This is a genomic window from Arthrobacter livingstonensis, from assembly GCF_003219815.1.
In the GTDB taxonomy this organism is placed as follows: domain Bacteria; phylum Actinomycetota; class Actinomycetes; order Actinomycetales; family Micrococcaceae; genus Specibacter; species Specibacter livingstonensis.
In genome coordinates, this window is sequence record NZ_QJVD01000002.1 from 117,243 (window position 1) to 141,245 (window position 24,003).

The following is a 24,003-nucleotide window of genomic DNA, read 5'->3' on the forward strand; positions in this document are numbered from 1 at the left end:
GCTGGGGATTGCGAGCAGTGGGAACGCTTAGGGACTATCCGACTGACGGCCGCGGGCGGCCTTACAGTCTCCTTTACGTCGGCTACGAAGAACCACCACCTCCGCCTCTTCGGGGATGGCAGATTGCTGCTGGACGTACATGCGGTCCCGTCGGCGTTTATTTTCCGTATTTGAGGATATAGACTCGGCAAATGGCACTTATCCGAGTTTCCGAAGCCGCCCGGTTTCTTGGCGTCAGTGACGACACCGTCCGGCGCTGGCTGGACAACGGCACCCTCCACGGGCAAAAGGACAGGCAGGGACGCCTGGTCATCGATGGCGTGGAACTGGCCGCCGTAGCCCAGTCCCAGTCCCAACTGCCGCAGGACCCCACGGGCGTTGGCAGTTCCGCCCGCAACAGGTTCGTCGGCCTGGTCACCAACGTGGTCATGGATACGGTGATGGCCCAGGTCGAGTTGCAGTGCGGCCCGTTCCGCGTCGTATCGCTCATGAGCAGCGAGGCCGTCAGGGACCTAAAGCTCGAACCGGGAGCGGTGGCCACCGCCGTCATCAAGTCCACCAATGTGATCATTGAAATTCCACAAGGGGCCAAACCATGAGAAAAATGTTCCGCAAGCCTGCCGCCGCTGCAGCCGCCATCCTTGTCGCAGTGTCCCTGGCGGCCTGTGGCGGGAGCGCCGGCAGCACTGGGATATCGGCTGCGCCGGGCAGCACCCCTGCACTCTCCGGAACCCTTACCGTTTTCGCTGCGGCGTCGCTGAAGCCGACGTTCACCGAGCTGGCCGCCACCTTTGAAAAGGAAAACCCGGCGGTCAAGGTTTCGCTCAACTTTGACGGCTCCTCCACCCTCGTCAGCCAAATCACGCAGGGCGCCCCGGCCGACGTTTTTGCCTCGGCGGACCAGGCCAACATGACCAAGCTCAGCGATGCCAAGCTCGTTTCCGGATCCCCGGCCATCTTCGCCACCAACGTTCTGACCATCGTCGTTCCTCCGAACAACCCGGCGAACATCACCACATTCGCCGACTTGGCCAAGCCGGGCGTGAAAGTGGTGGTCTGCGCAGCCCAGGTCCCCTGCGGGGCCGCGGCCAAGAGCGACGAGGCGAGTGCCGGCGTCGTCGTCAAGCCTGTGAGCGAGGAACTCAACGTCACCAGCGTCCTGGGCAAGGTCACCTCGGGCGAGGCCGACGCAGGCCTGGTGTATGTCACGGACGCCACCACGGCCGGGGACAAGGTGAAGACGGTGCCGCTCAAGCTCGAGCACCCCACCGTCAACAAGTACCCGATCGCCGCGGTGTCCACGTCAAAGAACCAGGAACCAGCCAAGGCATTTATCGCCCTGGTCACCGGGCCCAGCGGCCAAAAAGTCCTCGGGGATGCCGGGTTTGGGACCCCGTAACCGCGCATGGCAGTATCGGGCCGTTCCGCTCTGGGTCTATGTCGTCGCCGCAGCAGGGGCACTGTTCATCCTGGTGCCCCTGCTGGGCATGGTGGCCAAGGTCAACTGGGCCCAGTTCGTCCCGCTCATCACGTCCGAGTCATCGCTCGACGCACTGCTCCTGAGCTTGAAAACGGCGGCCGCCAGCACGGCGCTGTGCATTGTTTTTGGTGTTCCCCTGGCCCTGGTGCTGGCCAGGGCGCAGTTCGCTGGGCAGCGGATCCTGCGCGCGCTGATCCTGCTGCCGCTGGTGGTCCCGCCGGTGGTGGGCGGCTTGGCGCTGCTGTACACCTTTGGCCGTGAGGGGCTGCTGGGTAAGTCCCTGACCGTTCTGGGCATTGACGTTGCCTTTTCCACCACGGCGGTGGTCATGGCACAGGCCTTTGTCGCCCTGCCGTTCCTCGTCCTGAGCCTGGAGGGAACGTTGCGCACGGCTGGGCAAAAGTATGAGGCCGTCGCTGCAACGCTTGGGGCGCGCCCCTCCACGGTGCTGCGCCGGATCACCATTCCCCTGGTGCTGCCCGGCCTGGTCTCCGGCGCGGTGCTGTCGTTCGCCCGCAGCCTGGGCGAATTCGGGGCCACACTCACGTTCGCCGGCAGCCTGCAGGGGGTCACCCGCACCCTGCCGCTGGAGATCTACCTGCAGCGCGAAACTGATCCCGACGCCGCAGTTGCCCTCTCTTTCCTGCTGATCGCCGTCGCCGTGGTGGTGGTTGCCCTGACGTACCGCACGCCGCGACTGCCCCGGCCGGCTGCGGACGCCGTGCCCGAAACGGCCGCGGCATGACGCTGGAGCTGAGCGCCACAATCGGGGACCGCAATCTCGAGGTCTCGCTGACGGTGGGGCCTCAGGAGACCGTCGCGGTGATGGGCCCCAACGGTGCCGGCAAATCCTCCGTGGTGCAGGTCCTTGCCGGCCTCCTGAGGCCCGACGCCGGCCACGCCACCCTGGGCGGGCGCCCCCTGTTCCGTATGGGGAACCCCGGGCTGTGGCTGCCGCCGCACACCCGCGGGATCGGATTGCTGGCCCAGGACCCCCTGCTGTTCCCGCACTTGAGCGTGCTGGAGAACGTGGCCTTTGGCCCGCGCAGCCAGGGGCGGAGCCGTTCGGAGGCCGCCGCTGCCGCACGGCACTGGCTCAGCGAGGTCGACGCCGTCGAACTTGCCTCGCGCAAGCCGGGGCAGCTCTCCGGGGGGCAGGCCCAGCGCGTTGCCCTGGCCCGGGCGCTGGCCACCGACCCCGAACTTCTCCTGCTCGACGAACCGATGGCCGCCCTGGACATCAACAGCGCCCCGTTCCTGCGCAGCCTGCTCAAGCGCGTGCTGGCCGGCCGGCGCGCCGTCATCGTCACCCACCATGTCCTGGACGCGCTCATGCTCGCGGACCGGATCATCGTCATGGACGGCGGCCGCATCGTGGAGGAAGGCCCCACCGCGGCGGTCCTGTCCCACCCGCGCAGCCCGTTCGCGGCGTCGCTGGCCGGGCTGAACGTCCTCACCGGGTCCCTTTCCGGTGCAGGGGTTCAGACGCCCGACGCCGGACTGGTCGCCGGTCGCCTGACCGGGGGCCTTGCCGCCGATGCGGAAGGTGACAGGCCGGCAGACGTGGCGGCCCGGTCGGATGCCGTGTCCGCATCCGCGCCGGCGCCAAGCGGTTCCGCGGGAAGCAGCCCGGCAAAGGGCGGGCCGGAAGGAATGGCGGCCTTTCCGCCGTCGGCCGTGTCCGTGTTCCTGGCGCCCCCGCAGGGCAGCCCGCGCAACTGTTTCCCGGTGACCGTGTCCGAGCTGGAGCCTCACGGGGACCACATCCGGGTCCGCGCCGGCCGGCTGGCAGCAGATATCTCCCCCGCCGCGACCGCCGAACTGCAGCTGACACCGGGCTCGCGCGTGTTCTTTGTGGTCAAGGCGGCCGAGGTCGACATCTACCCGGCGTAAACCGGGCTCCGCCCACCTTGAACTCGAAAACTGCGCCTATTTCCGGAATCGGCACCAGCCAATTCAGGCCGGGTGGCGGGCCCGCCAAACGGAAAGTCCCCGGCCAACTGGCCGGGGACTTTCCTCATCATGGTTGCGGGGACAGGATTTGAACCTGTGACCTCCGGGTTATGAGCCCGGCGAGCTACCGAACTGCTCCACCCCGCGTTGCGTCCTCAACAGTACATGCCATTGGGCGGATCACCAACTCGAGGCGGTGGGACCCCGGTTGAATCCTCCTAAACCCGCCCGTAGTACAGTTCCGGCGGGTGGGCGCTCGGTTGAGCGTACCGAATTCCGCCCGTAGTACAGTTCCGGCGGGTGGCCAGCTTGACGACCCGCCAGAGCTGTACAACGGGCGCTGGATCCGAGACAGGCTCGACGATGAGGCGGCGGATTCGGTGTCTTCGCAGGCCGCGTCAGGGAGACCGCAAGGCCGCCCGCGGCCGGCGGTCGGAAAGCGGCCGAGCAAATGCCGATTCCACCGCCATGACGGGGCCTCGACAGGCTCGACCACCGGAAACACCGCACGCTACCGGTGCTTAAACTCCGCGGCACGCTTTTCGGTGAACGCGGCCATGCCTTCCTTCTGGTCTTCGGTGGCGAAGCAGGAAAAGATCAGTCGGCGTTCCAGGCGGACGCCCTCGGTGAGCGTGGACTCGTAGGCGGCGTTGACGGCCTCCTTGGCGGTCATGGCTACCGGCTTGGACATGCCCGCAATCACGGCGGCCGTGGCCATTGCATCCTCCAGCAGGGACTCGACGGGCACCACACGGGCCACCAGCCCTGCCTGCTCGGCTTCCGCGGCCCCCATGACCCGCCCGGTCAGCACCATCTCCATGGCCTTGGCCTTGCCGATGGCGCGGGTCAGCCGCTGCGAGCCGCCCATGCCCGGGATGACGCCGAGCTTGATTTCCGGCTGTCCGAACTTCGCGTTGTCCGCGGCGATGATGAAGTCGGCAATCATTGCGAGCTCGCAGCCGCCGCCCAAGGCGTGCCCGGCGACGGCGGCGATCATCGGCGTGCGGACCTTGGCCAGCGAATCCCACACGGAGAACCAATCGAGCTGGTACATCTCCACCGACGACTTCTGCGCCATTTCCTTGATGTCAGCACCCGCAGCAAATGCCCGGGTGGAGCCGGTGATGACAATGGCACCCACGCCGGGGTCGACGTCGAACGCACGGGCGGCGGCGAGAATCTCCCGGCCCATGGCGTCACTGAGGGCGTTCAGGGCATCGGGCCGGTTAAGCGTGATCAGGCCGACCCGCCCGCGTTGTTCGGCCAGGATCAAGGAGTATGCCGTCATGGTCAAGGTTTTCCGTTCAGTTCAAGGTCGGTGAGTGGGACGGGGGCCGGCGTTGTCAGCCGCCAGAATTTTCCGGCGAAGTGTTATCCTGCGCAGTGTTCTCCTGCGCAGCGTCCAAGGTTGCAAGCCCCTCCGACGCGTCCCTGATGGTGTTGATGATCCCGGAGAAGTCGGTCCCGGCGCCGCCGTCGAGGGCGAAGTGGCGGTAGATTTCCTCGGCAGCCCGGCCCATTGAGGCCGCAGTGCCCGTGGCGTTCAGTGCCTCCACGGCCAGGCCCAGGTCCTTGGCCATGAGCGCGCCGGCGAAGCCAGGCTGGTAGTCGCGGTTGGCGGGGCTGGCGGGCACCGGCCCGGGGACGGGGCAGTTGGTGGTCAGCGCCCAGCACTGGCCGGACGCGTTGGCGGCCACGTCGTACAGCGCCTGGTGGGTCAGTCCGAGCTTTTCGCCCAGCACAAACGCCTCGCTGACGGCGATCATGGACACCCCCAGGATCATGTTGTTGCACACCTTGGCCGCCTGGCCCGCACCTGGTCCGCCACAGTGGACAATCCGCCGGCCCATGACCTCAAAAATGTCGGCGGCGTCGGTAAAGTCCTCCCCGGAGCCACCCACCATGAACGTCAGCGTGCCGGCCTCGGCGCCCATGACTCCGCCGGAAACCGGGGCGTCCAGGCTGTGGTGGCCGGCGGCCAGCGCCAGCTCGTGGGCCGTGCGGGCGTCCTCGACGGCAATCGTGGAACACTCCAGAAACAGGGACCCCGGTTTGGCCGCGGCCAGCAGCCCTCCGCCGGGCCCCTCGCCATCATAGGCGGCAAAGACGTGCTTTCCCGCGGGAAGCATGGTGATCACCACATCGGCACCGGATGCCGCCGCCGCCGAGGAGGGGGCCACCACCACGCCCGCTGCCTGGGCTGCCTCCAGGGCTGCCGGGACGACGTCGAACCCCGTCACCGAATACCCCGCCTTCACCAAGTTGGCCGCCATGGGCCCGCCCATGTGGCCCAGGCCGATAAAAGCGATTGTCCTGCGTGCTGCTTCGCTGTTCACTTCAACTCCACCGATCCATTCCGTGAGTTTCCCAGTCCCAATTCATCCGGGCCCAGGCCTTCGAACGTGCGCGCCACCAGATCGGCCGGCACGTCGGCAAGCGCGGCCGGCTGCCAGGCCGGGTTGCGGTCCTTGTCCACCAGCTGCGCCCTGATCCCTTCGGCAAAGTCGGGCCAGCGAAGGGCCCGCAGCGAGACGCGCAGCTCCTGGTCCAGCACCTCTTCCAGCGATCCGAGCCCGCGGGCCCGCCGCAAGGCCTCCAGCGTGACGGTCACGGCGGTGGGCGACTTGGCCAAAATCGTGGCCGCCGCCTTGTCGGCCTCCGGGTGGCCAAGGTCCGCCAGCCGCTTGACGATGGTGCCGGCGTCGTCCGCGGAATAGGCCTCGTCGATCCAGGGGCGCGCCGCGAGAAGCGAGGATTCCGGCGGTTCCTGCCCATGGCGTGCGACGGCGGAACTTGCGTTGCGTTCGGTGAGCTCGCCCGCGAGGGTGTCCAGCAGCGAGGAATCCACGAAATGATCCGCCAGGCCCATGGCGATGGCGTCCGCGCCGCTGACCATGGTCCCGGTGAGCGCGGCGTGCGTGCCCAGTTCGCCCGGGGCGCGGGAAAGCAGGTACGTCCCGCCCACGTCCGGGACGAAGCCGATGCCCGTCTCCGGCATGCCGATCCGGGAACGTTCAGTGACGACACGGTGGGATGCGTGCGCGGAGATGCCGACGCCGCCGCCGAGCACCACGCCGTCCATGAAGGCCACGACGGGTTTCGGGTAGCGCTTGAGGCGGGCGTTGAGGTGGTATTCATCGCGCCAGAACTGCTCGCTTTGGTTCCCGCCGGTGCGCGCGTCGTGGTAGATCGAAACGATGTCACCGCCGGCACACAAGCCCCGCCCGCCGGCGCCAGAGATCAAGACGGTGGCAACGGCGTCGTCGGTTTCCCAAGCATCCAGCGCGGCGGCCACGGCCAGGACCATGGCGTGGTTGAGCGCATTCATGGCCTGGGGCCGGTTCAGCACCAGGTGGCCCAAATGCCCCCTGCGCTGAACCAGAACATCGGTGTTCTCCATGTAGCCATCCTCCTGCATTGTGTTCGCAATCACCTAGTCTTCGACCGCCAGCCGTCCCACGATCAGGCGCATGATCTCGTTGCTGCCCTCCAGGATCTGGTGGACGCGCAGGTCCCGCACAATCTTTTCCAGCCCGTATTCGGCGAGGTAGCCGTAGCCGCCGTGGAGCTGCAGGGCCTGGTTGGCCACGTGGAAGCCGGCGTCCGTGGCCACGCGCTTGGCCATGGCGCACAGCTTCACGGTGTCCGGGGCGCCATTTTCCAGGGCGTCGGCCGCGCGCAGCAGCATGGTCCGGGCCGTTTCCAGCTCGGTGTCCATGTCCGCCAGTTCGAAGAGCAGATGCTGTTGTTTGATGAGCGGGCCGCCAAACGCCTGCCGCTCCTTCAGGTATGCGACCGACTTCTGAAACGCCGTCCGGCCGCCGCCCAGTGAGCAGGCGCCAATGTTGACCCGGCCACCGTTGAGGCCCTTCATGGCGATCATGAAACCGTCGCCCTCCCCGCCCAGCCGGTTCGTGGCGGGCACGCGGACGTCCTCGAGGACCACCTGGCGGGTGGGTTGGGAGCGCCAGCCCATTTTCTTCTCCTCGGCGCCGAAGGACAGCCCGGGCGTGCCGTCCGGGACCATGATGGCCGTGATGCCGTGGCTGCCGGTATCCTGGGTGCGGGCCATGACGATGTACCAGGCGGAGGAGCCGGCCCCGGAGATGAACTGCTTGGTGCCGTTGATGACGTAGTGGTCGCCGTCGCGCACGGCACGGGTGGACAGTGCGCCAGCGTCGGAGCCCACTCCGGGTTCGGTCAGGCAGTAGCTGCCCAGTTCCGTCATGGCGGTCAGCCCGGGCAGCCAGGCGGCGCGCTGGGTGTCGGTGCCAAACGCGTCCACCATCCAGGCCACCATGTTGTGGATGGAGATGTAGGCGGCGATGGACGGATCCGCGGCGGCCAGTTCCTCAAAGATCAGCACGGCGTCGGTGCGGCTCAACCCGGAACCACCGTGCTCCTCCCCCACATAGATGCCGCCCATCCCCAATGCGCCTGCTTCCGCCAGGACATCCATGGGGAAGTACTTGTCCTCATCCCATTGGACGGCGTGCGGGGCCAGCGCCGTGGCGGCAAAGTCACGCACCATCTCCACAACGGCCTGCTGCTCTTCGGTGAGATTTTCCATTGTGTCTCCTCTTTTCGTCCCGGAGCTGTTTTTCGATTCTTGGGTCTCGCGGCATTGGGCGCCGGACGGAAGGCCTACTTGGTGACCTTGCCTGTCAGTGAGGCGATCGGCCGAAGGAACAGGGGCTGGGCGGCGAACCAGGCACCCGCGGTGACCAGCAGGGACAGGGCAAAGATGCCAAAGCCCCACCAGTTGACGGCGTCGCTGGAGCCGTACATGTGGTTGAGGTTGCGCAGGGCCCCGGTGGCCAGTACCAGCGTCACGTGCACAATGATGAACAGCACAAAGTAGATCATCACTGGAAAGTGCACCCTGCGGGCCGCCTCGATGGGATAGAACTTGTTCAACGCGCGGGCGTTCTTGGGCCACGCCCCGGACATGCGGATGCCGGTGATGATGGCCAGCGGGGCCGCGATGAACACCGTAATGAAGTAGGTCAGCAGCTGCAGGGAGTTGTAGTTCACCCAGCCGTTTTCCGTGGGCCAGTTCAGGGACAGGTATTGCAGCCCGGCGGAAATGGCGTTGGGAAACACGTCCCAGGTGGTGGGCACGATGCGCAGCCACTGCCCGGTGGCGAAAATGACGATGATGAAAATGAGCCCGTTGAGCACCCACAGCGCGTCGAGTGTCAGGTGGAACCACAGGTCCAGACTGATCTTGGTGGGCGCGTTCCGCGTTTTGATCAGGCCCTTGTTGTTCCTGATCCAGTGGGCCGGGGGACGCTTGGAGGTGCGCACCTGCCAGCCGGAGCGAATGATCAGCACAATGAAGAACATGTTCAAAAAGTGCTGCCAGCCCAGCCACGCCGGGAAACCGACGGGTGCGGTGGCCGGCAGCTCCGACTGCCCCGGGTAGCTGCCCATCCAGGACTTCACGCCGTCGAGGCCGGTGAACCAGCGGGCGGCCAGCACCAGGACCAGCAGGCCAACCACGATGGCACCGGCGACGAGGGCCGGTTTGGCCCACTTGTTCCCGGCGTGCTTCTTAGTGGGGGTCGACATGGATTCAATTACCTCTTTCAAGAACGTTCCTGCTGCCGCTGCCACATTAACCTGCAAGCACGTGTGGCCTTCAACGTCTATTTGTAGCAGTTGCGGGGGCGCATGCAGCCATCGGCCGTCACGGGCCGTCGGCATTAGTGTGGTCGGGCTGCCAGCGCATCAATCAATTGTGGGACCACCTTGAACACGTCGCCCACTATGCCAAAGTCGGCCACATCAAAGATGGGGCAGTCGCCGTCCTTGTTGATGGCGACGATCGTCTTGGCGGTTTGCATGCCGGCCCGGTGCTGGATGGCCCCCGAGATGCCCAGCGCAATGTACAGCTGCGGCGAGACGCTGACGCCGGTCTGGCCCACTTGGGCCGTCTGCTCCACAAAGCCGGCGTCGACGGCGGCCCGCGAGGCCCCGACCGCCGCGCCGAGCGCGTCCGCAAGTTGTCCCACCAGCACAAAGTTTTCCTTTGACCCGAGCCCGCGCCCGCCGGAGACCACGGTTTTGGCACCGCGCAGTTCCGGCCGTCCCGCGGTGGCGGGCGCGTCATTCACAGCGTCGATCCGCGCGCCCGTGGCGGAAGCCAGTTCAACCGTGGTCACCTCAGGGGTGGCCGCCGGGGCAGAGCCGTCGATGGCGCCCTGGCGGACAGTGATCACGGGCAGCCCGCCCTCCACCGCCGATTCCACCACGTAAGAGCCGCCAAAGACGGAGTGTTCGGCCACCATCCGGCCGCCGTCGGCCCTGACGGACACGGCGTCCACCAGCAGGGCCCCACCGGTCCGCACGGCCAGCCGGGCAGCGATTTCGCGTCCATCCACCGAGTTGGCCGCCAGCACCGCGGCAGGTGCCAGCGCCGAGACGGCCTGCGCAAGCACGTCCACGGCGGGCGTGCCGAGCACGGCTGCGGCATCCGGGCCAACACCCTGATACACAACAGCCGCACCCAGCTCCCCCAGGTGGGAGACGACGTCGTCCGTCAGCTGGGCGGGCGACGCCACCACGGCCACGGGCGTACCCAGCGACGCCGCGGCAGCCAGCAGCCCCCGGGCCGACGCGGCCACGGCACCCTGGTGGGTCAATTCAATAAAAGTCACTATGTTCGCCATGCCCAGCCCTTCCTAGACCAAACGGTTTTCAACGAGGTACTCGGCCAGCAGTGTGCCGGCATTGCCTTCATCCACGATCTTTGTCCCGGCAACCCGCGGTGGACGCTCGTTGTGGGACACAATCACGGCGTGTGCGGGCGTGGCCGGTACCTCCAATTCCGCAAGGGACAGCGTGGTGACGGGCTTGCGCTTGGCGGTCAGGATGCCCTTGAAGTTGGGGAACCGGGCCTCGGCGGTGCGCTCGGTCACCGTCACCACGGCAGGCAGGCCCGCGCTGATGGACAGCGTCCCGGATTCGCCCTGGCGCTCGCCGGAGACCTTTCCGGGGGCGAGCTCCAGTGTGGTGAGGGATCCCACGAGCGGCAGATTCAGGTGTTCGGCCACCATGGCCGGCACCACGCCGCCGCGGCCGTCGGTGGATTCGTTGCCGGCCACGATGACATCCGCCCCGGTGTCCCTGAGTGCGGCGGCCAGCACCGCGGCCGTGCGGGTGGCGTCGGCGCCGGCCAGGGCGTCGTCAAGGATGTGGATGCCCGAGTCAGCGCCCATGGACAGCGCCTTGCGGATGGCCTTGGCTGCCTCATCCGGACCCATGGCCAGCACCACGACCTCGGTGGACTTGTCCCCGTCCTTTACGCGGAGGGCAACCTCCAGGGCGCGCTCGTTGATCTCGTCGACGATGTTGTCTCCCGCGTCGCGGTTGAGCCACCCGGTGGCTGCGTCGAGCGTGCGTTCGTCCGCTGTGTCCGGCACTTGCTTGATCAGTACAACGATCTTCATGGACAGCCCCTTTGCGTGGAAAGTGTTCTTCGGCCAGATTACTAGGAACTGCTAGTATTTACTAGGTATCCAGAGTAAATTGTTCTTGAACCGCTCATTGCTCTCGATGTTTTCGAAGCGCTGCCGCAGGAAAGGACATGCCATGGCCCCCGCATCCCCGCTGCCCATGGATCCCATTGCGGAAGCCAAACGGCAATGGATAGCGCACGGCTGGGCGGACGCCGCCGACGGCATGGCCGCCTTCTCCTCCGTCATGCGCACCCACCAGCTCATGTACAGCCGCGTCGACGCCGTCCTCAAGCCGCTGGGGCTCTCCTACGCCCGGCTGGAATTGCTGCGGCTGCTGTCCTTCACCCGCGGCGGCGCCCTGCCAATGGCCAGCGCCAGCGCCCGCCTGCAGGTGCATCCGACCAGCGTCACCAATGTGGTGGACCGGCTGGAAAGGGACGGCTTTCTGCGACGCGAAGCCCACCCCACCGACGGACGCGCCACACTGGTGGTGCTGACCCCGGCCGGCCGCACGCTGGTTGAAGCAGCCACGGCCGCGCTCAACGAACAGGTGTTTGCACAGCCGGGAATCCCGCCGGATGAACTGCGCAGCATGACGGGGATCCTGGCCCGCTTCCGCCGCGCCTCGGGCGACTTCACCGACCCCGCGCCGCACCCCGAGCCCCTGTAGACGCCGTATCACCTTTTACGACATTTTCTCGGACGCCGTATCACCGTTGGTTGCTGTTCCCCGTGACGCCGTATCACCGTCGGTTGCTGTTCCCCGTGACGCCGTATCACCGTCGGTTGCTGTTCCCCGTGACGCCGTATCACCGTCGGTTGCTGTTCCCCGTGACGCCGTATCACCGTCGGTTGCTGTTCCCCGTGACGCCGTATCACCGTCGGTTGCTGTTCCCCGTGACGCCGTATCACCGTCGGTTGCTGTTCCCCGTGACGCCGTATCTGAATACAACGGTGATACTGCGTCACGCAAAACCGGACCAACGGTGATACAGCGTCACTTGAGGCCGCGGGGCACCTCGATGTCCACCGGAACCCCCTGCGAACGCAGGTAGACCAAATGGCTGGCGGTTTCGGCGAGCGCCAGCCGCAGCGTGAAGCTGCGCAGCGAGCCAAAGCCGCGCGACCACGTCAGTTCGCGCGCCACGTCCCACACTGTCCGAGCGCTTCCCCCGGCCAGCACGGACCGGACTTCGCCCGAGCGTTCCAGCGTGTGCGCCTTCAGCTCGGCCGCCCTGCCGGCCAGGCCCGTGAAGCGGTATTCGTGGGCGGGCAGGACCTCCATGCCGTCCGCGGCCGCCATCATGCCCAGGGAGTGCAGGTAGTCGGCCACGGGATTGTCCTGCCCGTGGGCCTCCAGGGAGATATGCGGGGTGATGCGCGGCAGGACGTGGTCGCCGGTCAGGATCAGCTGGTTCCTCTCGTCAACCAGGCAAATGTGCCCCGGCGTGTGGCCCGGAGTCGCCAACGCCCTTACGGTCAGGCCGGCGACGGGCAGCAGGGCGCCAGAAGGGAGCCGGATCTCCGGCCCGGCGATGGCGCGCAGCTGATCCCATTGCCCGTCCCGGAACGTGACCTCATGCAGCAGCCCGGCCGGCACGCCCCACGCGGTGAACTGCGCCAGGTCCCCCGCCACGAACGACTCCATGTCCTGGGACCACTGCGATGGCAGCGGCTCATTTTCACCCAGCGCCATCCACGTTTTACCCGTGGCCCGCAGCCGCGCCGCCATGCCGAGGTGGTCCGGGTGGTAGTGCGTCACCACCACCCCTGTGATGTCCGACGGCGCCGCCCCCGCAGCTGCCATTCCCGCCTTGAGCGCCTGCCATCCCCCGTCCGAGTCCCAGCCCGGGTCCACGAGGGCGGCTTCCCCGCGGCCGGCCAGGAGATAGGCGATTGTGTAGCGCATGGGGTTGTTGGGGAACGGCACGGGGATGGACCACACCCCGGGGCGCACTTCCTCCACCGGCGGCATCACCTTGTTTTCCCACGCGGCGAACTGTTCGTGTCCGGTAACGGTCATCATGGGGTGCTCCAGGCGTTAATGATCGACTCGATGCCGACGCTGCCACGCGGGTCGCGGGCGGCGGCCGGCGTCACGGCCGGACTGGTCGTGACCGAGCGGGAGAAGCGGGGGGCGGGTGCGGCCACCACCTGACTGCCGGAGCCGGACAGCGTTCCACGGGCGGCCAGGTGCGGGTGCCCGGCTGCCTCGGCATACGTCAGGACCGGCGTAACGCAGGCGTCGACGCCGTCGAATACCTGGGCCCACTCATCCCGGCTCCGTGCCGCAAATGCCCGTGCCAGGACCTCGGCGAGTGCGGGCCACTGCGCGGGATCGTCCCGGTCCGGCAGTTTCTCCTCCGCGGAACCGTCGAGCCACAGGCTGTCCAGCAGCGCCGCATAAAATTGCGGCTCAATGGCCCCCACGGCTACGAATCCCCCGCCGGCACACTCATACGTGCGGTAGAACGGGGCAGCCCCGTCCAGCAGGTTGGCACCGCGGTTGTCGTTCCACATCCCAACCGAGCGCAACTCCAGGATGATTTGCGAAAGCACGCTGACGCCGTCCACCATGGCGGCGTCCACCACCTGTCCGCGCCCTGAACGGCCCCGTTCAAGCAGCGCCGCGAGGATGCCGGTCACCACAAACAGGGAGCCGCCGCCAAAGTCGCCCACCAGGTTCAGCGGCGGCACGGGCTGCGCGGCCGGTCCCATGGCGTGGAGGGCGCCGGTGAGCGCAATGTAGTTAATATCGTGCCCGGCCCGCTGCGCCAGCGGCCCGGACTGCCCCCAGCCCGTCATGCGGGCGTAGACCAGCCGCGGATTGGCGGCCAGGCACTCCTCGGGGCCCAGGCCCAGCCGTTCGGTGGTGCCAGGCCTGAAGCCCTCCAGAAAAACGTCCGCTGCCGCCACCAGTCCACGCACGCCGGCGAGGTCCGCCGGGTCCTTAAGGTTCGCCCGGACGGTGGTGCGGGACCGCTGAAGGTGGGTGTCGACGTCGTACCCGCCCACCGGCGGGACCGGCCCCACCACCCGCACCACGTCGGCACCCAGGTCCGCGAGCATCATGGCGGCGTGGGGTGCCGGGCCCATGGCGGAAAGTTCCACCACCTTGATTCCCTGCAACGGACCACTCACAAAAGACTCCTGATTCTGCTGTTTCGGCTATGCCTGCGCCGGCCGGCGTTCTTCCCGCAGCTATTTCTGTGCCGCGGCGTGACTTTCGCGCAGCTCGCGCTTGAGGACCTTGCCAGCGCCGGACATCGGCAGCGCCTGTGCAAACTCGAAGCTGCGCGGCACCTTGTATCCGGCAATCTGCTCCCGGCAGAACGCCTGCAGCTCCGCGGCCGTGGCCTTCGCATCCGTCGCGAGCACCACCACGGCGTGCACGAGCTCGCCGTACTTGTCATCCGGGACACCGATGACGGCCGACGACGCCACGGCCGGGTGCTTGCTGAGCGCGTTTTCCACCTCCGCGGAATACACGTTTTCCCCGCCCGTGATGATCATGTCCTTGAGCCGGTCCACCACGTAGACAAATCCGGCGGCATCCAGGTAGCCCAGGTCGCCGGTGTGCAGCCAGCCGCCCCGCAGGGCCTCGGCGCTTTGTTCCGGATTGTTCCAGTAGCCCTGCATGACGTGCGCGCCCTTGCAGCAGATCTCGCCCACCCCGCCAACGGCCGTCTCGTTGCCGTCGGGGTCGAGAATGGCAACCTGGCTGTGCGGGGCGGCGCGGCCTCCGGAACGCAGCAAGTCGCCGTGGTGCTCATCGGGCAGCAGCAAGGTGATGACGGGCGAGGCCTCCGTCTGCCCGTACGCCTGCACCAGTCGCAGTCCCGGCAGGCGCTCCATGGTCCGCTTGAGCACGCCTTCTGAAATGGAGGAGCCGCCGTACAGCATGCGCTTGAGGGAGGACAGGTCGTAGTTGGCGGCGGCCGGGTGGTCCACCAGGATCTGGATCATGGTTGGCACCAGCAAAACGTCGGTCGGCTTGTGCTCCTGGATGGCCGCCATCGCGGACACGGGTTCAAAGAACGGCACCATCAGGTGCGTGCCGCCCAGGATCGTCTGCCCGGACCAGGCGGCCAGGTCCGCCAGGTGGAACATCGGGGCTGCGTGCAGCAGCGTGGCCCCGGCCGCAGCAGTCCGCCGGAGGCCACCGTGCCCAGGCCCGAGGTAACGAAGTTCGTGTGGCTGAGCATGACGCCCTTGGGGAAGCCGGTGGTCCCGCCGGTGTAATAGATTCCGGCGAGGTCGTCGCCGCTGCGGTACGCGTCCTCCACCGGTTCGGTCCCGGCCACGAGCTCCTCGTAGGAAAGCACGCCTTCGGGAGTGGGGCCATCGCCGCAGTGGATGTACGTTTCCACGCCCGGCGCCTTTTCCCGCAGCGCCGCCGCCATGGGTGCGAAAGCGTCGTCCAGCAGCAGCACCCTGGTGCCGGAATCGTTCATGGCATAAGCGACTTCCGTGGGGCTCAAGCGGATGTTGATCGGGGTGACGGCGCCGCCGGCCCACGGCACGGCGATCAGGTACTCGGCAAAACGGTCAGAGTTGAGCGAGACGATCCCCACCCTGTCCCCGGCGGCCACGCCGAGCATTTGCAGGGCGCCGGCAAGGCGGGCCACCCGGTCCGCATGTTCGACGTAGCTCCGCTGCCGGTCCTTGTAGATGGTGGCGATGGCGTTCGGTGTGGCCTGCAGCGAACGGTGCAGCCCTTGGGTCAGATACACGGTGACTCCTCATCCTTGTCGACGGTGACAATTAAAAGAACAGTTTTGGTACTGTCATAATGCACGACGCCGGCTCTCACCAGCCGTGGAATTCGGCCGGTCTGCGTTCCCCGAGGGCCGCCACGGCTTCCATCAGGTCCTCGCTGTGCAGGAACGCGGAATTCCACAGGGCGACGTGGCGCAGCCCGCGGGCGATGCGTTCCTCGCGGTCCTCGTTCAGTACAGCCTTGGTGCCGGCCACGGCCAGCGGCGAGTTCGCCGCCATCTCCGCGGCCATGCCCAGGGCCGCAGCCAGCAGCGATTCGGCGTCCGGGTAGACGTCGTTGACCAGGCCGATCCTCTCCGCCCGCTCCGCCGTAATGTCCTTGCCGGTCAGCGTCAGCTCCCGCAGGTGTCCCTCCCCCACGATGCCGCGCAGCCGTTGCAGGCTGCCGACGTCGGCCACTATCGCCAGCCGCGCTTCCCGGACACTGAACCTGGCATCGGCGGAGGCCAGCCGGACGTCCGCGGCGCTGATGAGGTCCACGCCACCGCCGATGCACCAGCCGGAGACGGCGGCGATGACGGGCTTGCGGCACGCCGCCACCGCAGTGACGCCGTCCTGGAGCTGGCCGATCAAGCGCAGCAGCTCACCGCGGGCGGCTGCGGTGGCGGTGGTAGCCGCGCCGGACGCCGTTGCGGCATGCCCGGAACCGGTTCCGGGGCTGAGCTTCGCCAGCCACGGCCCCAGCACCTCCTGGACGTCAAGGCCCACGCTGAAGTGGTTCCCGGCGCCGGTGAGCACCACGGCGCGGACGGAGTCGTCGGCGTCGAGTTCGCGGAACAGCCGTGGCAGTTCCGACCAGAAGTCCAGGCCCATCATGTTGCCCCGGCCTGGCCCGGCCAGGCGCACCACCGTCACGCCTGGCGCGGCTTCCGGCTCCACCGTGAACGCCTTCCAGCGGTCGCCCCGCCTGCTGTTTACCACTCCGGCACTGCCCGGGCCTAGATCTTCCGGTCCGGCACTGTCCGGCCGCGTGTTTTCCGGTCCAGCGGTCCCTGACGGGGCGTTTTCCGTCGGGGCCATCAGTACTTCTCCCCGTTCTCGGCCTTGGCCACCAGCGAGGCGGGCGGCAGGAACCGGTCCCCGTACCGGTCCGCCAGCTCCCTGGATCTGGCCACAAAGCCTGCCACGCCGCCGTCGTAGCCGTTGATGTACTGGACCACGCCGCCAGTCCAGCCGGGGAAGCCGATCCCCAGGATGGAGCCGATGTTGGCGTCCTCCACGCTGCGCAGCACCCCCTCGTCGAGGCACTTCACGGTTTCGAGGGACTCGGCAAAGAGCATGCGCTCCGCCATGTCCGCGAAAGGGATTCCCGCCGTGCCGCCCCAGTGTTCGGCCAGGCCCTCCCAGAGGCCGGTGCGGTGGCCGTCGGCGTAGTTGTAGAAGCCGGCACCGCCCAGCTTGCCGGTGCGCCCGAACCCTTCGATCATCCGGTCCAGGAGGTCGTTGGCGGCGTGGTGCTGGTACTTTTGGGGGCCGGCGTCGTGCTCCAGCCCCGCCTTGGTCTCCTTTTGGATCTTGGCCATCAGTTTCAGGTTCAGTTCGTCGGCGAGCTGCAGCGGCGGGGCCGGATAGCCGGCCTGCGCGCCGGCCTGCTCGATGGCCACGGGATTGATGCCCTCGCCCACCATGGCGATGGCCTCGTTCAGGAACGTGCCGATGACGCGGCTGGTGAAGAAACCGCGGGAATCGTTGACCACAATGGGGGTCTTGCGGATCTGCCGGGCAATGTCGAAGGCCCGGGCCAGGGTTTCGTCCGAGGTGTTTGCTCCGGCGATGATTTCCAGCAGCGGCATCTTGTCCACGGGCGAGAAAAAGTGCAGGCCGATGAAGTTCGGCTGGTCCCTAACGCCCTCGGCCAACTGCGTGATGGGCAGCGAGGAGGTGTTGGAGCCCAGCACGGCTCCGGCGGCCACCAGCCCCTCAATCTCCGCGAACGCCGCCTGCTTGACCTCCACGTTTTCAAAGACGGCCTCGATCACCAGGTCCGCGCCTGCCAGGTCCGCGGAGTCCGTGGTGGGGGTGATTTTTGCCAGCAGCGCCTCGGCCTGTTCCCGGGTGGATTTTCCACGGGCCACTGCCTTGTCGGTGAGCGATTTGGAATACGCCTTGCCGTGCGCCGCCGCTTCCGGCGACACGTCCTTGAGCATGACGTCCATGCCGCCGCGGGCGCACACGTAGGCAATCCCTGCGCCCATCATGCCGGCACCCAACACGGCCACCTTTTTCGCTGTGTACTTTTCGTATCCCTGGGGGCGGCTGCCGCCGGCATTGATGTGGGCCATGTCAAAGAAGAAGGCCTTGATCATGTTGGTGGAGACCTGCCCCGTCACCACTTCGACAAAGTAGCGTGATTCAACGTCCAGGGCCGTGTCAATGTCAACCTGCATGCTTTCGACGGCGGCGGCCAGGATGGCGCGTGGGGCGGGGTAGTTGGCGCCCTTGAGCTGCTTGCGGAGGTTGGCCGGGAAGGAGGGCAGGATGGCCGCAAACGAAGACGTGTTGGGTGTGCCGCCGGGGATCCTGTATTTGGGCGTGTCATACGGCTGGGCGGCGTCCGGGTTGGCCTTGATCCATGCCTTGGCGGCCGGGATGAGCTCGGCGACGGTGCCCACCACCTCGTGGACCAGGCCCACCTCCATGGCCTCGCGCGGCTTGTAGCGCTGGCCCTGCAGGAGCACGTTCATGAGGGCGTCGGCCACGCCCAGCAGGCGGACGGTGCGGACAATGCCGCCACCGCCGGGCAGCAGGCCCAGGGTGACCTCGGGCAGCCCGATCACGGAACCCCGGGTGTCGGCGGCGATCCGGTGGTGGGTGGCCAGCGCAATTTCCAGCCCGCCGCCCAGGGCCGCACCGTTGATGGCGGCCACGACGGGCAGCCCCAGTGTTTCCAGGGTGCGCAGCGGGGTCTTGATCGTCCGCCCCAGGTCAAGGATCCTTTGCGCGTCCTGCGGTCCGGCGGCCACAAGGTCGTTGAGGTCACCGCCGGCGAAAAACGTCTTCTTGGCGGAGGTGAGGATGACGCCGGTGACGCTGTCCCTTTCCGCCACCAGCCGTTCCACGGCCTGCTGCATTGAGGACGCGTAGGCGTCATTCATGGTGTTGGCGGACTGGTCCGGGTCATCCATGGTCAAAATGACGACGCCGTCTGCGTCCTGGTCCCAGCGAATGGTGTTCCTCATGCTCAAACCCTCTCAATCAACGTAGCCAGGCCCATGCCGCCGCCAATGCACAGCGTGATGACGGCCCGGCGGGCGTCCCTGCGTTCCAGTTCATCCAGCACGGTGCCAAGGATCATCGCTCCCGTGGCGCCCAGCGGATGGCCCATGGCGATGGCCCCTCCGTTCACATTGAGCTTGTCATCGGGTATCTCCAAGTCCTTTTGGTATTTCAGCACCACGGAGGCGAAGGCCTCGTTGATCTCGAACAGGTCAATGTCGTCCACGCTCAGGCCGGCAGTCTTCAGCAGTTTCCGGGTGGCTGGCGTGGGGCCGGTGAGCATGATGGTGGGGTCGGCCCCGGAAGTGGCGGTGGCCACGATCCGCGCCCGGGGCGTCAGGCCCAGCTGTTCGCCCATCTCGGCGCTGCCCACCAAAACCAAGGCGGCGCCGTCGACAATTCCGGAGGAGTTGGCGGCAGTGTGGACGTGGTTGATCCGCTCCACCTGGTGGAACTTTTGCAGCGCCACGGCGTCGAAGCCGCCGGCGTCGCCCATGGCGGCAAAGGCAGGCCGCAGCCCGGCCTGGGACTCCGGGGTGGATTCCGGGCGCATGTGCTCGTCACGGTCCAGCACCACCAGCCCGTTTTGATCCCGGACAGGGATCACGGAGTTGGCGAAGCGGCCCTCGGCCCAAGCCCGGGCTGCCAGTTGCTGCGAGCGCACGGCGTAGGCGTCCACGTCCTCACGGCTGAAGCCCTCGAGCGTGGCGATCAGGTCCGCGCCGATGCCCTGGGGCACAAAGTATGTGTCGTAATTGGTGGCCGGGTCCATGGCCCAGGCGCCCCCGTCGGAACCGATCGGCACCCGGGACATGGACTCCACGCCCCCGGCAATGATCAGCTGGTCCCAGCCGGAGCGCACCTTTTGGGCGGCCATGTTCACCGCCTCCAGTCCCGACGCGCAAAATCTATTGAGCTGCACACCGCCCACAGTGTCCGGCAGCCCGGCAGCCAGCACCGCGGTGCGGGCAATTACGGCACCCTGGTCACCCACGGGGGATACCACGCCCAGGATGAAGTCATCTATCAGGTTCTCGTCCAGGCCGGGGTTCCGTTCACGGAGGGCGTTGATCAGGCCCACCACCAGGTCGATGGGCTTGGTCCCGTGCAGGGCGCCCTTTTTGCCGCGTCCGCGCGGAGTCCTGATGGCGTCGTAGACAAATGCTTCGGGTGCAGCTTGTTCGTGCACGTGATTTCCTTCCAAGGTCGTCCAGGACGCTTCAGCGCGGGCCGGACAGTTGACGGGTTGAGGACTTGGTGCGGGAGCGTAATGGTCTAAACCCCGATTGCTGAGGGAGGGTCGTGGTTTGGGCCCCCGTTGGTGAGGGAGCGTTTACAGGGAGCGGGCGATAAGTTCCTTCATGACCTCGTTGGCGCCGGCCAGGACGCGCAGCACCCTGTTGTCCGCGTACATGCCGGCAATGGGGTATTCCAGGCAGTAGCCGTAGCCGCCAAAGAGCTGTTGGCACCTGTCCACCACTTCCCCGGTCCTGTCGGTGATCCAGTACTTGGCCATGGAGGCGGTGGCGGTGTCCAGTTCCCCGTTGACGTGCTTGACGATGCAGTCGTCCAGGAACACCCTGTTGACGCGGGTGATGGTGGCGCATTCGGCCAGTTCAAAGCGGGTGTTTTGCAGCTCAAACAGCGGCTTGCCAAACGCCTCGCGGCTCTTCGTGTACTCCAGCGCCGCCGTGACAGCCGCCTCGCTGATGGACTGTGCCAGGATGGCCGTGATGAGACGCTCCTGCGGCAGCTGGTTCATGAGCTGGTAAAAGCCCTGCCCTTCCGTGCCGCCGAGGACGTTTTCCGCCGGAATGCGAAGGTCCTCGAAGAATAATTCGGAGGTGTCCTGGCCCTTCAGTCCGATCTTGTCCAAGTTCCTGCCGCGGGTAAAGCCCGGAGTGCCATCGCCAACCTCGGCCACCAGCAGGGAGATCCCCTTGGCGCCCTCGGCGGAGTCGGTCTTGACGGCGATCACGACCAAGTCGCACAGCTGGCCGTTGGAGATGAAGATCTTCGAGCCGTTGACCACATAGTGGTCCCCGTCGCGGCGGGCGCGGGTGGTGATGGCCTGCAGGTCGGAGCCGGTGCCGGGCTCGGTCATGGCGATGGAGCCAACCCATTCGCCGCTGCACAGCTTGGGCAGCCAACGCATTTTTTGCTCCTGCGTGGCGTAAGCCAGCAGGTAGTGGGCCACAATGCCCTCGCTGACGGCAAAGCCGAGGCTGCCGGCGCCGGCGGCGGTTTGTTCCTGCAGCAGCAGGGCCAGATTGGCAAAATTGCCGCCGCCCCCGCCATATTCCTCCGGGATGCTCATGCCGGACAGGCCCAGCTCGCCGGCACGTTCATACAGGTCCCTGTCGGGGAAGCCCTGCGCGCGGAACTTCTCCTCCCGCGGCGCCACCTCCTTGACGAAGAAGTCCTGCAGCAAGTGGGCGACGTCGGCCAGATCTTCGTCGATCCAGCTCGCGGAAATTAGACTTGTTGACATACCGCCAATAATTCAGAATTATTGACATCATGTCAATAGACCGTCAGGGTTTCCGGCGAAAGCGATGCAGATGATCGAGCCCCGCGCCACCGAGTACACCGCCATCAGCTATGCGGCCGAGGCCGGCATCGCCACCGTTTCCCTCAACCGGCCGGGGGCCCGCAACGGCTACACCATGGCCATGGCCGATGAACTCGCCCACGCTTTTGGCGTGGCTGAGCACGATCCCACGGTTCGGGTGGTGGTGTTCACCTCCGTGGGACGGGACTTTTCCGTGGGTGCGGACCTCAGCGGAGGCGGCTTTGACCTGAACCCCGAAAACGCGGACCCGGAAAATTGGCAGGAACCGGCCGGGCGCTGCTCCAAGACCATTTTTGCCATGAACAAGCCGGTCATTGCCGCCCTGCGCGGGGTGGCCGTGGGCGGCGGCATCACCATCACGCTCTCCTGCGACTTCCGGCTGGCGTCAACTGACTCCCGCTTTTCCTTCCCGTTCAGCCGCCGAGGCATCTTCCCCGAGGGCGCCTCCGTCTGGTACCTGCCCCGCCTGGTGGGCATGTCCCGGGCCACGGACTGGATGCTGACCGGCCGGCTGTTTGGTGCCCAGGAAGCGCTCGACGCCGGACTCGTGACCTCCGTGCACGGCCCCGACGAGGTGCTTGACGCCGCCTATGCGTTGGCCCGTGACATCATCGCCAACACTTCCGAGGTGTCCACCGCCGTCATCAAGCAAATGCTGAACCGGCTCAGCGGCCTGGACTCCCCCTATCCCGCCCACGCCCTCGACTCGCGGCTGATTGCAGGCCTTGCCGGCAGCCCCGACGCCGCGGAGGGCGTGGCTTCGTTCCTGGAGAAGCGGCCGCCCACCTTCCCCTTGGCGGCGCCTGAGGACATCCCCGCGTGGCTGCCGTGGCTGGCTCCCAACGGCACGCCATGACGTCCACCAAGGCGGCCACGGACACGAGCCCCCGGTCCGCTCCCAAGGAGGGGTCCGGCGTCGTGCCTGCCGAACAGCGCAGGCAGCGGCTGAGCCCGGACGAGCGCCGCGAACAGATCTTCGCCTGCGCCCAAAAGTTGTTTGCCCTGCGCCCGTATGAGGAGGTTTCCGCCACCGACATCGCCGCGGCGGCCGGGGTGGCCCGCGGGCTGGTCAACCACTATTTCGGCAACAAGCGCGGGCTGTACCTTGAGGTTGTCCGGCTGAATTCAACGGTGTCCGAGGTCGCGGTGGCAACGCTGCCGGACGGCACCCTCCAGGAGCGCATCGACGCGTCCGTCACCTGGTTCCTGGATACGCTCGAACACACCGGCGGGACGTGGCTGGCACTCGGATCAGGGGGCATGGGGCGCGATCCGGACCTCGAACGCATCCTGGTCGAGGCGGAAAACGATTCCGTTGAACGGCTCATGGAGGCGATGGGGCTGGCGGGGCGCGGCGAAGGCCAGGAGCAGGTCCGCGCCATGATGCGTGTATACGCCCAGCTGGCCCGCAGCGGCGCACGGGAGTGGCTGCTGCGGAAAACCCTCAGCCGGCGCCAGGTGCACACCCTGCTGTCCGGCACACTGCTGGGCATAGTCCGCGACGCCGTCCCCGCCCTCACTCCCGCTACGGGTCCACATAGAGGTCCGGCATGAGTTCGGCGGACGGATCCACCGCGTACCGGGCAAAATCAGTGGTGCCGCGGGAGCGCAGCAGTTCCTCGTCAATGATGACCTGTCCGGTCAGCCGGCGGCTGGGCGTGGTCAGGATGGCATGCGCGGCGTCGGCCATGATCTCCGGCCTGCGCGAACGGCGCACCATTTCCTCCCCGCCCAGGATGTTCGCCACCGCGGCCGTGGCGATGGTGGTCCTCGGCCACAGTGCATTGGACGCCACACCCTGCTGCGCAAATTCAGCCGCGAATGAGAGCGCACACAGGGTCATCCCGTATTTGGCCAGGGTGTAGGCGGGGTGGGCGCCCAGCCATTTCGGGTCCAGGTTCAGCGGCGGACTGAGCGTCAAAATGTGCGGATTTTCCGCGGTGAGCAGATGCGGCAGGGCGGCCCGGGTCAGCATGTAGCTGCCGCGCACGTTGACGTCCTGCATGAGGTCGTAGCGCTTGGGCGTCACCTCCAGCGTCCCTGCGAGTGAGAGCACGCTGGCATTGTTAAGCACGACGTCGATGCCCCCGAACGCTGTCACCGCGGCTTCCACCGCGTGGGAGACGGTCTCGTCGGAGCGCACGTCGCCCACAATGGCAAGCACCCGGCCGCCGGCGGCCTCGATGGCCGCCGCCGCCGTGTGGATGGTGCCTTCCAAACGGGGATCGGGCTTGTCCGTCTTGGCAATGAGCACCACGTTGGCGCCGTCGCGGGCGGCCCGCACGGCAATGGCCAGGCCGATGCCGCGGGAACCGCCGGACATGAGAATGGTTTTTCCGGCAAGGCTGCCGGACATATCCATGGACGTTTCAACAGGCGGCATCTTGGCATTCCCTCCACAATTGACGTGTCCGCCCACTGTACTCCGGGGGTCCCTGCCGCAACGGGCTGCGCCCTAATAGGATGTTCCCAATGCCATCGTGGCATTGGGCGACGGAAATGAAATAGGACATCATCGGCGAAACCGACGGACCGGAATCCGG

At 66.9% G+C, this 24,003-nt stretch carries 23 protein-coding genes and 1 tRNA gene; 7 read left to right on the plus strand and 17 right to left on the minus strand.

The window, feature by feature from the left end; genetic code table 11:
- Positions 1 to 191 precede the first annotated feature (191 nt).
- Genes CVV68_RS02550 through CVV68_RS02565 form a run of 4 tightly spaced genes read left to right on the plus strand, consistent with a single transcriptional unit; the run spans position 192 to position 3,373 of the window.
- The gene (locus tag CVV68_RS02550) at positions 192 to 599 is read left to right on the plus strand and encodes a TOBE domain-containing protein (protein WP_110499445.1); all 408 of its coding nucleotides are present in this window, start codon (positions 192 to 194) and stop codon (positions 597 to 599) included.
- The gene (gene modA / locus CVV68_RS02555) at positions 596 to 1,399 is read left to right on the plus strand and encodes a molybdate ABC transporter substrate-binding protein (protein ID WP_110499446.1); all 804 of its coding nucleotides are present in this window, start codon (positions 596 to 598) and stop codon (positions 1,397 to 1,399) included. The genes CVV68_RS02550 and modA overlap by 4 nt, the downstream gene beginning before the upstream one ends.
- The gene (locus CVV68_RS02560; protein WP_110499447.1) at positions 1,377 to 2,225 is read left to right on the plus strand and encodes an ABC transporter permease; all 849 of its coding nucleotides are present in this window, start codon (positions 1,377 to 1,379) and stop codon (positions 2,223 to 2,225) included. The genes modA and CVV68_RS02560 overlap by 23 nt, the downstream gene beginning before the upstream one ends.
- Positions 2,222 to 3,373 carry a sulfate/molybdate ABC transporter ATP-binding protein gene (locus tag CVV68_RS02565; protein ID WP_110499448.1) on the plus strand — a complete coding sequence of 384 codons (1,152 nt, stop codon included), beginning with the start codon at positions 2,222 to 2,224 and terminating at the stop codon, positions 3,371 to 3,373. Before CVV68_RS02560 ends, CVV68_RS02565 begins: the two co-directional genes overlap by 4 nt.
- Before the next feature lie 130 nt (positions 3,374 to 3,503).
- On the opposite strand, the gene CVV68_RS02570 is transcribed toward CVV68_RS02565, so the two are convergent.
- The 8 genes from CVV68_RS02570 to CVV68_RS02605 form a co-directional block, all read right to left on the minus strand.
- Positions 3,504 to 3,580, minus strand: a tRNA-Met gene (locus CVV68_RS02570).
- 364 nt (positions 3,581 to 3,944) lie between these two features.
- A complete protein-coding gene (locus tag CVV68_RS02575; RefSeq protein ID WP_110499449.1) occupies positions 3,945 to 4,721 on the minus strand; it encodes an enoyl-CoA hydratase in 777 nt (258 codons plus the stop codon).
- Between the two features lie 55 nt (positions 4,722 to 4,776).
- Positions 4,777 to 5,769: a 3-hydroxyisobutyrate dehydrogenase gene (gene mmsB / locus CVV68_RS02580; protein ID WP_281268262.1), complete on the minus strand. Its 993-nt coding sequence runs from the start codon at positions 5,767 to 5,769 to the stop codon at positions 4,777 to 4,779.
- A complete protein-coding gene (locus tag CVV68_RS02585; RefSeq protein WP_245933289.1) occupies positions 5,766 to 6,833 on the minus strand; it encodes an enoyl-CoA hydratase/isomerase family protein in 1,068 nt (355 codons plus the stop codon). The genes mmsB and CVV68_RS02585 overlap by 4 nt, the downstream gene beginning before the upstream one ends.
- Before the next feature lie 33 nt (positions 6,834 to 6,866).
- Complete coding sequence (locus tag CVV68_RS02590; RefSeq protein ID WP_110499451.1) at positions 6,867 to 8,003, minus strand: acyl-CoA dehydrogenase family protein; 1,137 nt, start codon at positions 8,001 to 8,003, stop codon at positions 6,867 to 6,869.
- Positions 8,004 to 8,077: 74 nt separating this feature from the next.
- Positions 8,078 to 9,004, minus strand: a complete 927-nt coding sequence (locus CVV68_RS02595; protein WP_110499452.1) for a cytochrome b/b6 domain-containing protein — start codon at positions 9,002 to 9,004, stop codon at positions 8,078 to 8,080.
- 134 nt (positions 9,005 to 9,138) lie between these two features.
- Positions 9,139 to 10,104, minus strand: coding sequence for an electron transfer flavoprotein subunit alpha/FixB family protein (locus tag CVV68_RS02600; RefSeq protein ID WP_110499453.1), 966 nt, complete (start codon positions 10,102 to 10,104; stop codon positions 9,139 to 9,141).
- 12 nt (positions 10,105 to 10,116) lie between these two features.
- Positions 10,117 to 10,884, minus strand: coding sequence for an electron transfer flavoprotein subunit beta/FixA family protein (locus CVV68_RS02605; protein ID WP_110499454.1), 768 nt, complete (start codon positions 10,882 to 10,884; stop codon positions 10,117 to 10,119).
- A 142-nt stretch (positions 10,885 to 11,026) separates the two neighbouring features.
- Between CVV68_RS02605 and CVV68_RS02610 the strand changes: the two genes are divergently transcribed.
- On the plus strand, positions 11,027 to 11,563 hold the full coding sequence (locus CVV68_RS02610) for a MarR family winged helix-turn-helix transcriptional regulator (protein ID WP_110499455.1): 537 nt from the start codon (positions 11,027 to 11,029) through the stop codon (positions 11,561 to 11,563).
- 327 nt (positions 11,564 to 11,890) lie between these two features.
- On the opposite strand, the gene CVV68_RS02615 is transcribed toward CVV68_RS02610, so the two are convergent.
- The 8 genes from CVV68_RS02615 to CVV68_RS02645 all read right to left on the minus strand — a co-directional run bounded on the left by CVV68_RS02615 (position 11,891) and on the right by CVV68_RS02645 (position 21,379).
- The gene (locus CVV68_RS02615; RefSeq protein ID WP_110499456.1) at positions 11,891 to 12,919 is read right to left on the minus strand and encodes an MBL fold metallo-hydrolase; all 1,029 of its coding nucleotides are present in this window, start codon (positions 12,917 to 12,919) and stop codon (positions 11,891 to 11,893) included.
- A complete protein-coding gene (locus CVV68_RS02620) occupies positions 12,916 to 14,034 on the minus strand; it encodes a CaiB/BaiF CoA transferase family protein (RefSeq protein WP_170133063.1) in 1,119 nt (372 codons plus the stop codon). The genes CVV68_RS02615 and CVV68_RS02620 overlap by 4 nt, the downstream gene beginning before the upstream one ends.
- Before the next feature lie 60 nt (positions 14,035 to 14,094).
- Positions 14,095 to 15,003: an AMP-binding protein gene (locus CVV68_RS24550; protein ID WP_211320696.1), complete on the minus strand. Its 909-nt coding sequence runs from the start codon at positions 15,001 to 15,003 to the stop codon at positions 14,095 to 14,097.
- Positions 14,940 to 15,626: an AMP-binding protein gene (locus CVV68_RS24555; RefSeq protein ID WP_211320697.1), complete on the minus strand. Its 687-nt coding sequence runs from the start codon at positions 15,624 to 15,626 to the stop codon at positions 14,940 to 14,942. Before CVV68_RS24555 ends, CVV68_RS24550 begins: the two co-directional genes overlap by 64 nt.
- Before the next feature lie 76 nt (positions 15,627 to 15,702).
- Entirely contained in the window at positions 15,703 to 16,692 is a 990-nt protein-coding gene (locus CVV68_RS02630; protein WP_110499457.1) for a crotonase/enoyl-CoA hydratase family protein, read from the minus strand.
- Complete coding sequence (locus CVV68_RS02635) at positions 16,692 to 18,851, minus strand: 3-hydroxyacyl-CoA dehydrogenase NAD-binding domain-containing protein (protein ID WP_211320698.1); 2,160 nt, start codon at positions 18,849 to 18,851, stop codon at positions 16,692 to 16,694. Before CVV68_RS02635 ends, CVV68_RS02630 begins: the two co-directional genes overlap by 1 nt.
- Before the next feature lie 2 nt (positions 18,852 to 18,853).
- A complete protein-coding gene (locus CVV68_RS02640) occupies positions 18,854 to 20,077 on the minus strand; it encodes an acetyl-CoA C-acetyltransferase (RefSeq protein WP_110499459.1) in 1,224 nt (407 codons plus the stop codon).
- 144 nt (positions 20,078 to 20,221) lie between these two features.
- Entirely contained in the window at positions 20,222 to 21,379 is a 1,158-nt protein-coding gene (locus tag CVV68_RS02645) for an acyl-CoA dehydrogenase family protein (protein ID WP_110499460.1), read from the minus strand.
- A 70-nt stretch (positions 21,380 to 21,449) separates the two neighbouring features.
- Here CVV68_RS02645 and CVV68_RS02650 point away from each other — a divergent pair, with 70 nt between their 5' ends.
- Both CVV68_RS02650 and CVV68_RS02655 read left to right on the plus strand, forming a co-directional pair.
- Positions 21,450 to 22,316, plus strand: a complete 867-nt coding sequence (locus tag CVV68_RS02650) for an enoyl-CoA hydratase-related protein (RefSeq protein WP_110499630.1) — start codon at positions 21,450 to 21,452, stop codon at positions 22,314 to 22,316.
- On the plus strand, positions 22,280 to 23,014 hold the full coding sequence (locus CVV68_RS02655; RefSeq protein ID WP_211320699.1) for a TetR/AcrR family transcriptional regulator: 735 nt from the start codon (positions 22,280 to 22,282) through the stop codon (positions 23,012 to 23,014). Before CVV68_RS02650 ends, CVV68_RS02655 begins: the two co-directional genes overlap by 37 nt.
- Here the strand turns inward: CVV68_RS02655 and CVV68_RS02660 are convergent.
- Positions 22,986 to 23,843: an SDR family oxidoreductase gene (locus CVV68_RS02660; RefSeq protein WP_245933290.1), complete on the minus strand. Its 858-nt coding sequence runs from the start codon at positions 23,841 to 23,843 to the stop codon at positions 22,986 to 22,988. The two genes, CVV68_RS02655 and CVV68_RS02660, sit on opposite strands and share 29 nt — an antisense overlap.
- Between the last annotated feature and the right edge of the window lie 160 nt (positions 23,844 to 24,003).

Excerpts from the sequence above, each read along its gene's own strand:
- CVV68_RS02660 (WP_245933290.1), bottom strand. The coding sequence starts at position 23,843 with ATGCCGCCTGTTGAAACGTCCATGGATATGTCCGGCAGCCTTGCCGGA.
- CVV68_RS02585 (WP_245933289.1), bottom strand. The coding sequence starts at position 6,833 with ATGGAGAACACCGATGTTCTGGTTCAGCGCAGGGGGCATTTGGGCCAC.
- CVV68_RS02550 (WP_110499445.1), top strand. The coding sequence starts at position 192 with ATGGCACTTATCCGAGTTTCCGAAGCCGCCCGGTTTCTTGGCGTCAGT.
- CVV68_RS02645 (WP_110499460.1), bottom strand. The coding sequence starts at position 21,379 with ATGTCAACAAGTCTAATTTCCGCGAGCTGGATCGACGAAGATCTGGCC.
- CVV68_RS02630 (WP_110499457.1), bottom strand. The coding sequence starts at position 16,692 with ATGGCCCCGACGGAAAACGCCCCGTCAGGGACCGCTGGACCGGAAAAC.
- CVV68_RS02610 (WP_110499455.1), top strand. The coding sequence starts at position 11,027 with ATGGCCCCCGCATCCCCGCTGCCCATGGATCCCATTGCGGAAGCCAAA.
- modA (WP_110499446.1), top strand. The coding sequence starts at position 596 with ATGAGAAAAATGTTCCGCAAGCCTGCCGCCGCTGCAGCCGCCATCCTT.
- CVV68_RS02615 (WP_110499456.1), bottom strand. The coding sequence starts at position 12,919 with ATGATGACCGTTACCGGACACGAACAGTTCGCCGCGTGGGAAAACAAG.
- CVV68_RS02575 (WP_110499449.1), bottom strand. The coding sequence starts at position 4,721 with ATGACGGCATACTCCTTGATCCTGGCCGAACAACGCGGGCGGGTCGGC.
- CVV68_RS02565 (WP_110499448.1), top strand. The coding sequence starts at position 2,222 with ATGACGCTGGAGCTGAGCGCCACAATCGGGGACCGCAATCTCGAGGTC.
- CVV68_RS02560 (WP_110499447.1), top strand. The coding sequence starts at position 1,377 with ATGCCGGGTTTGGGACCCCGTAACCGCGCATGGCAGTATCGGGCCGTT.
- CVV68_RS02635 (WP_211320698.1), bottom strand. The coding sequence starts at position 18,851 with ATGAGGAACACCATTCGCTGGGACCAGGACGCAGACGGCGTCGTCATT.
- CVV68_RS02650 (WP_110499630.1), top strand. The coding sequence starts at position 21,450 with ATGATCGAGCCCCGCGCCACCGAGTACACCGCCATCAGCTATGCGGCC.
- CVV68_RS02590 (WP_110499451.1), bottom strand. The coding sequence starts at position 8,003 with ATGGAAAATCTCACCGAAGAGCAGCAGGCCGTTGTGGAGATGGTGCGT.
- CVV68_RS02595 (WP_110499452.1), bottom strand. The coding sequence starts at position 9,004 with ATGTCGACCCCCACTAAGAAGCACGCCGGGAACAAGTGGGCCAAACCG.
- CVV68_RS02605 (WP_110499454.1), bottom strand. The coding sequence starts at position 10,884 with ATGAAGATCGTTGTACTGATCAAGCAAGTGCCGGACACAGCGGACGAA.
- CVV68_RS24550 (WP_211320696.1), bottom strand. The coding sequence starts at position 15,003 with ATGTTCCACCTGGCGGACCTGGCCGCCTGGTCCGGGCAGACGATCCTG.
- CVV68_RS02600 (WP_110499453.1), bottom strand. The coding sequence starts at position 10,104 with ATGGCGAACATAGTGACTTTTATTGAATTGACCCACCAGGGTGCCGTG.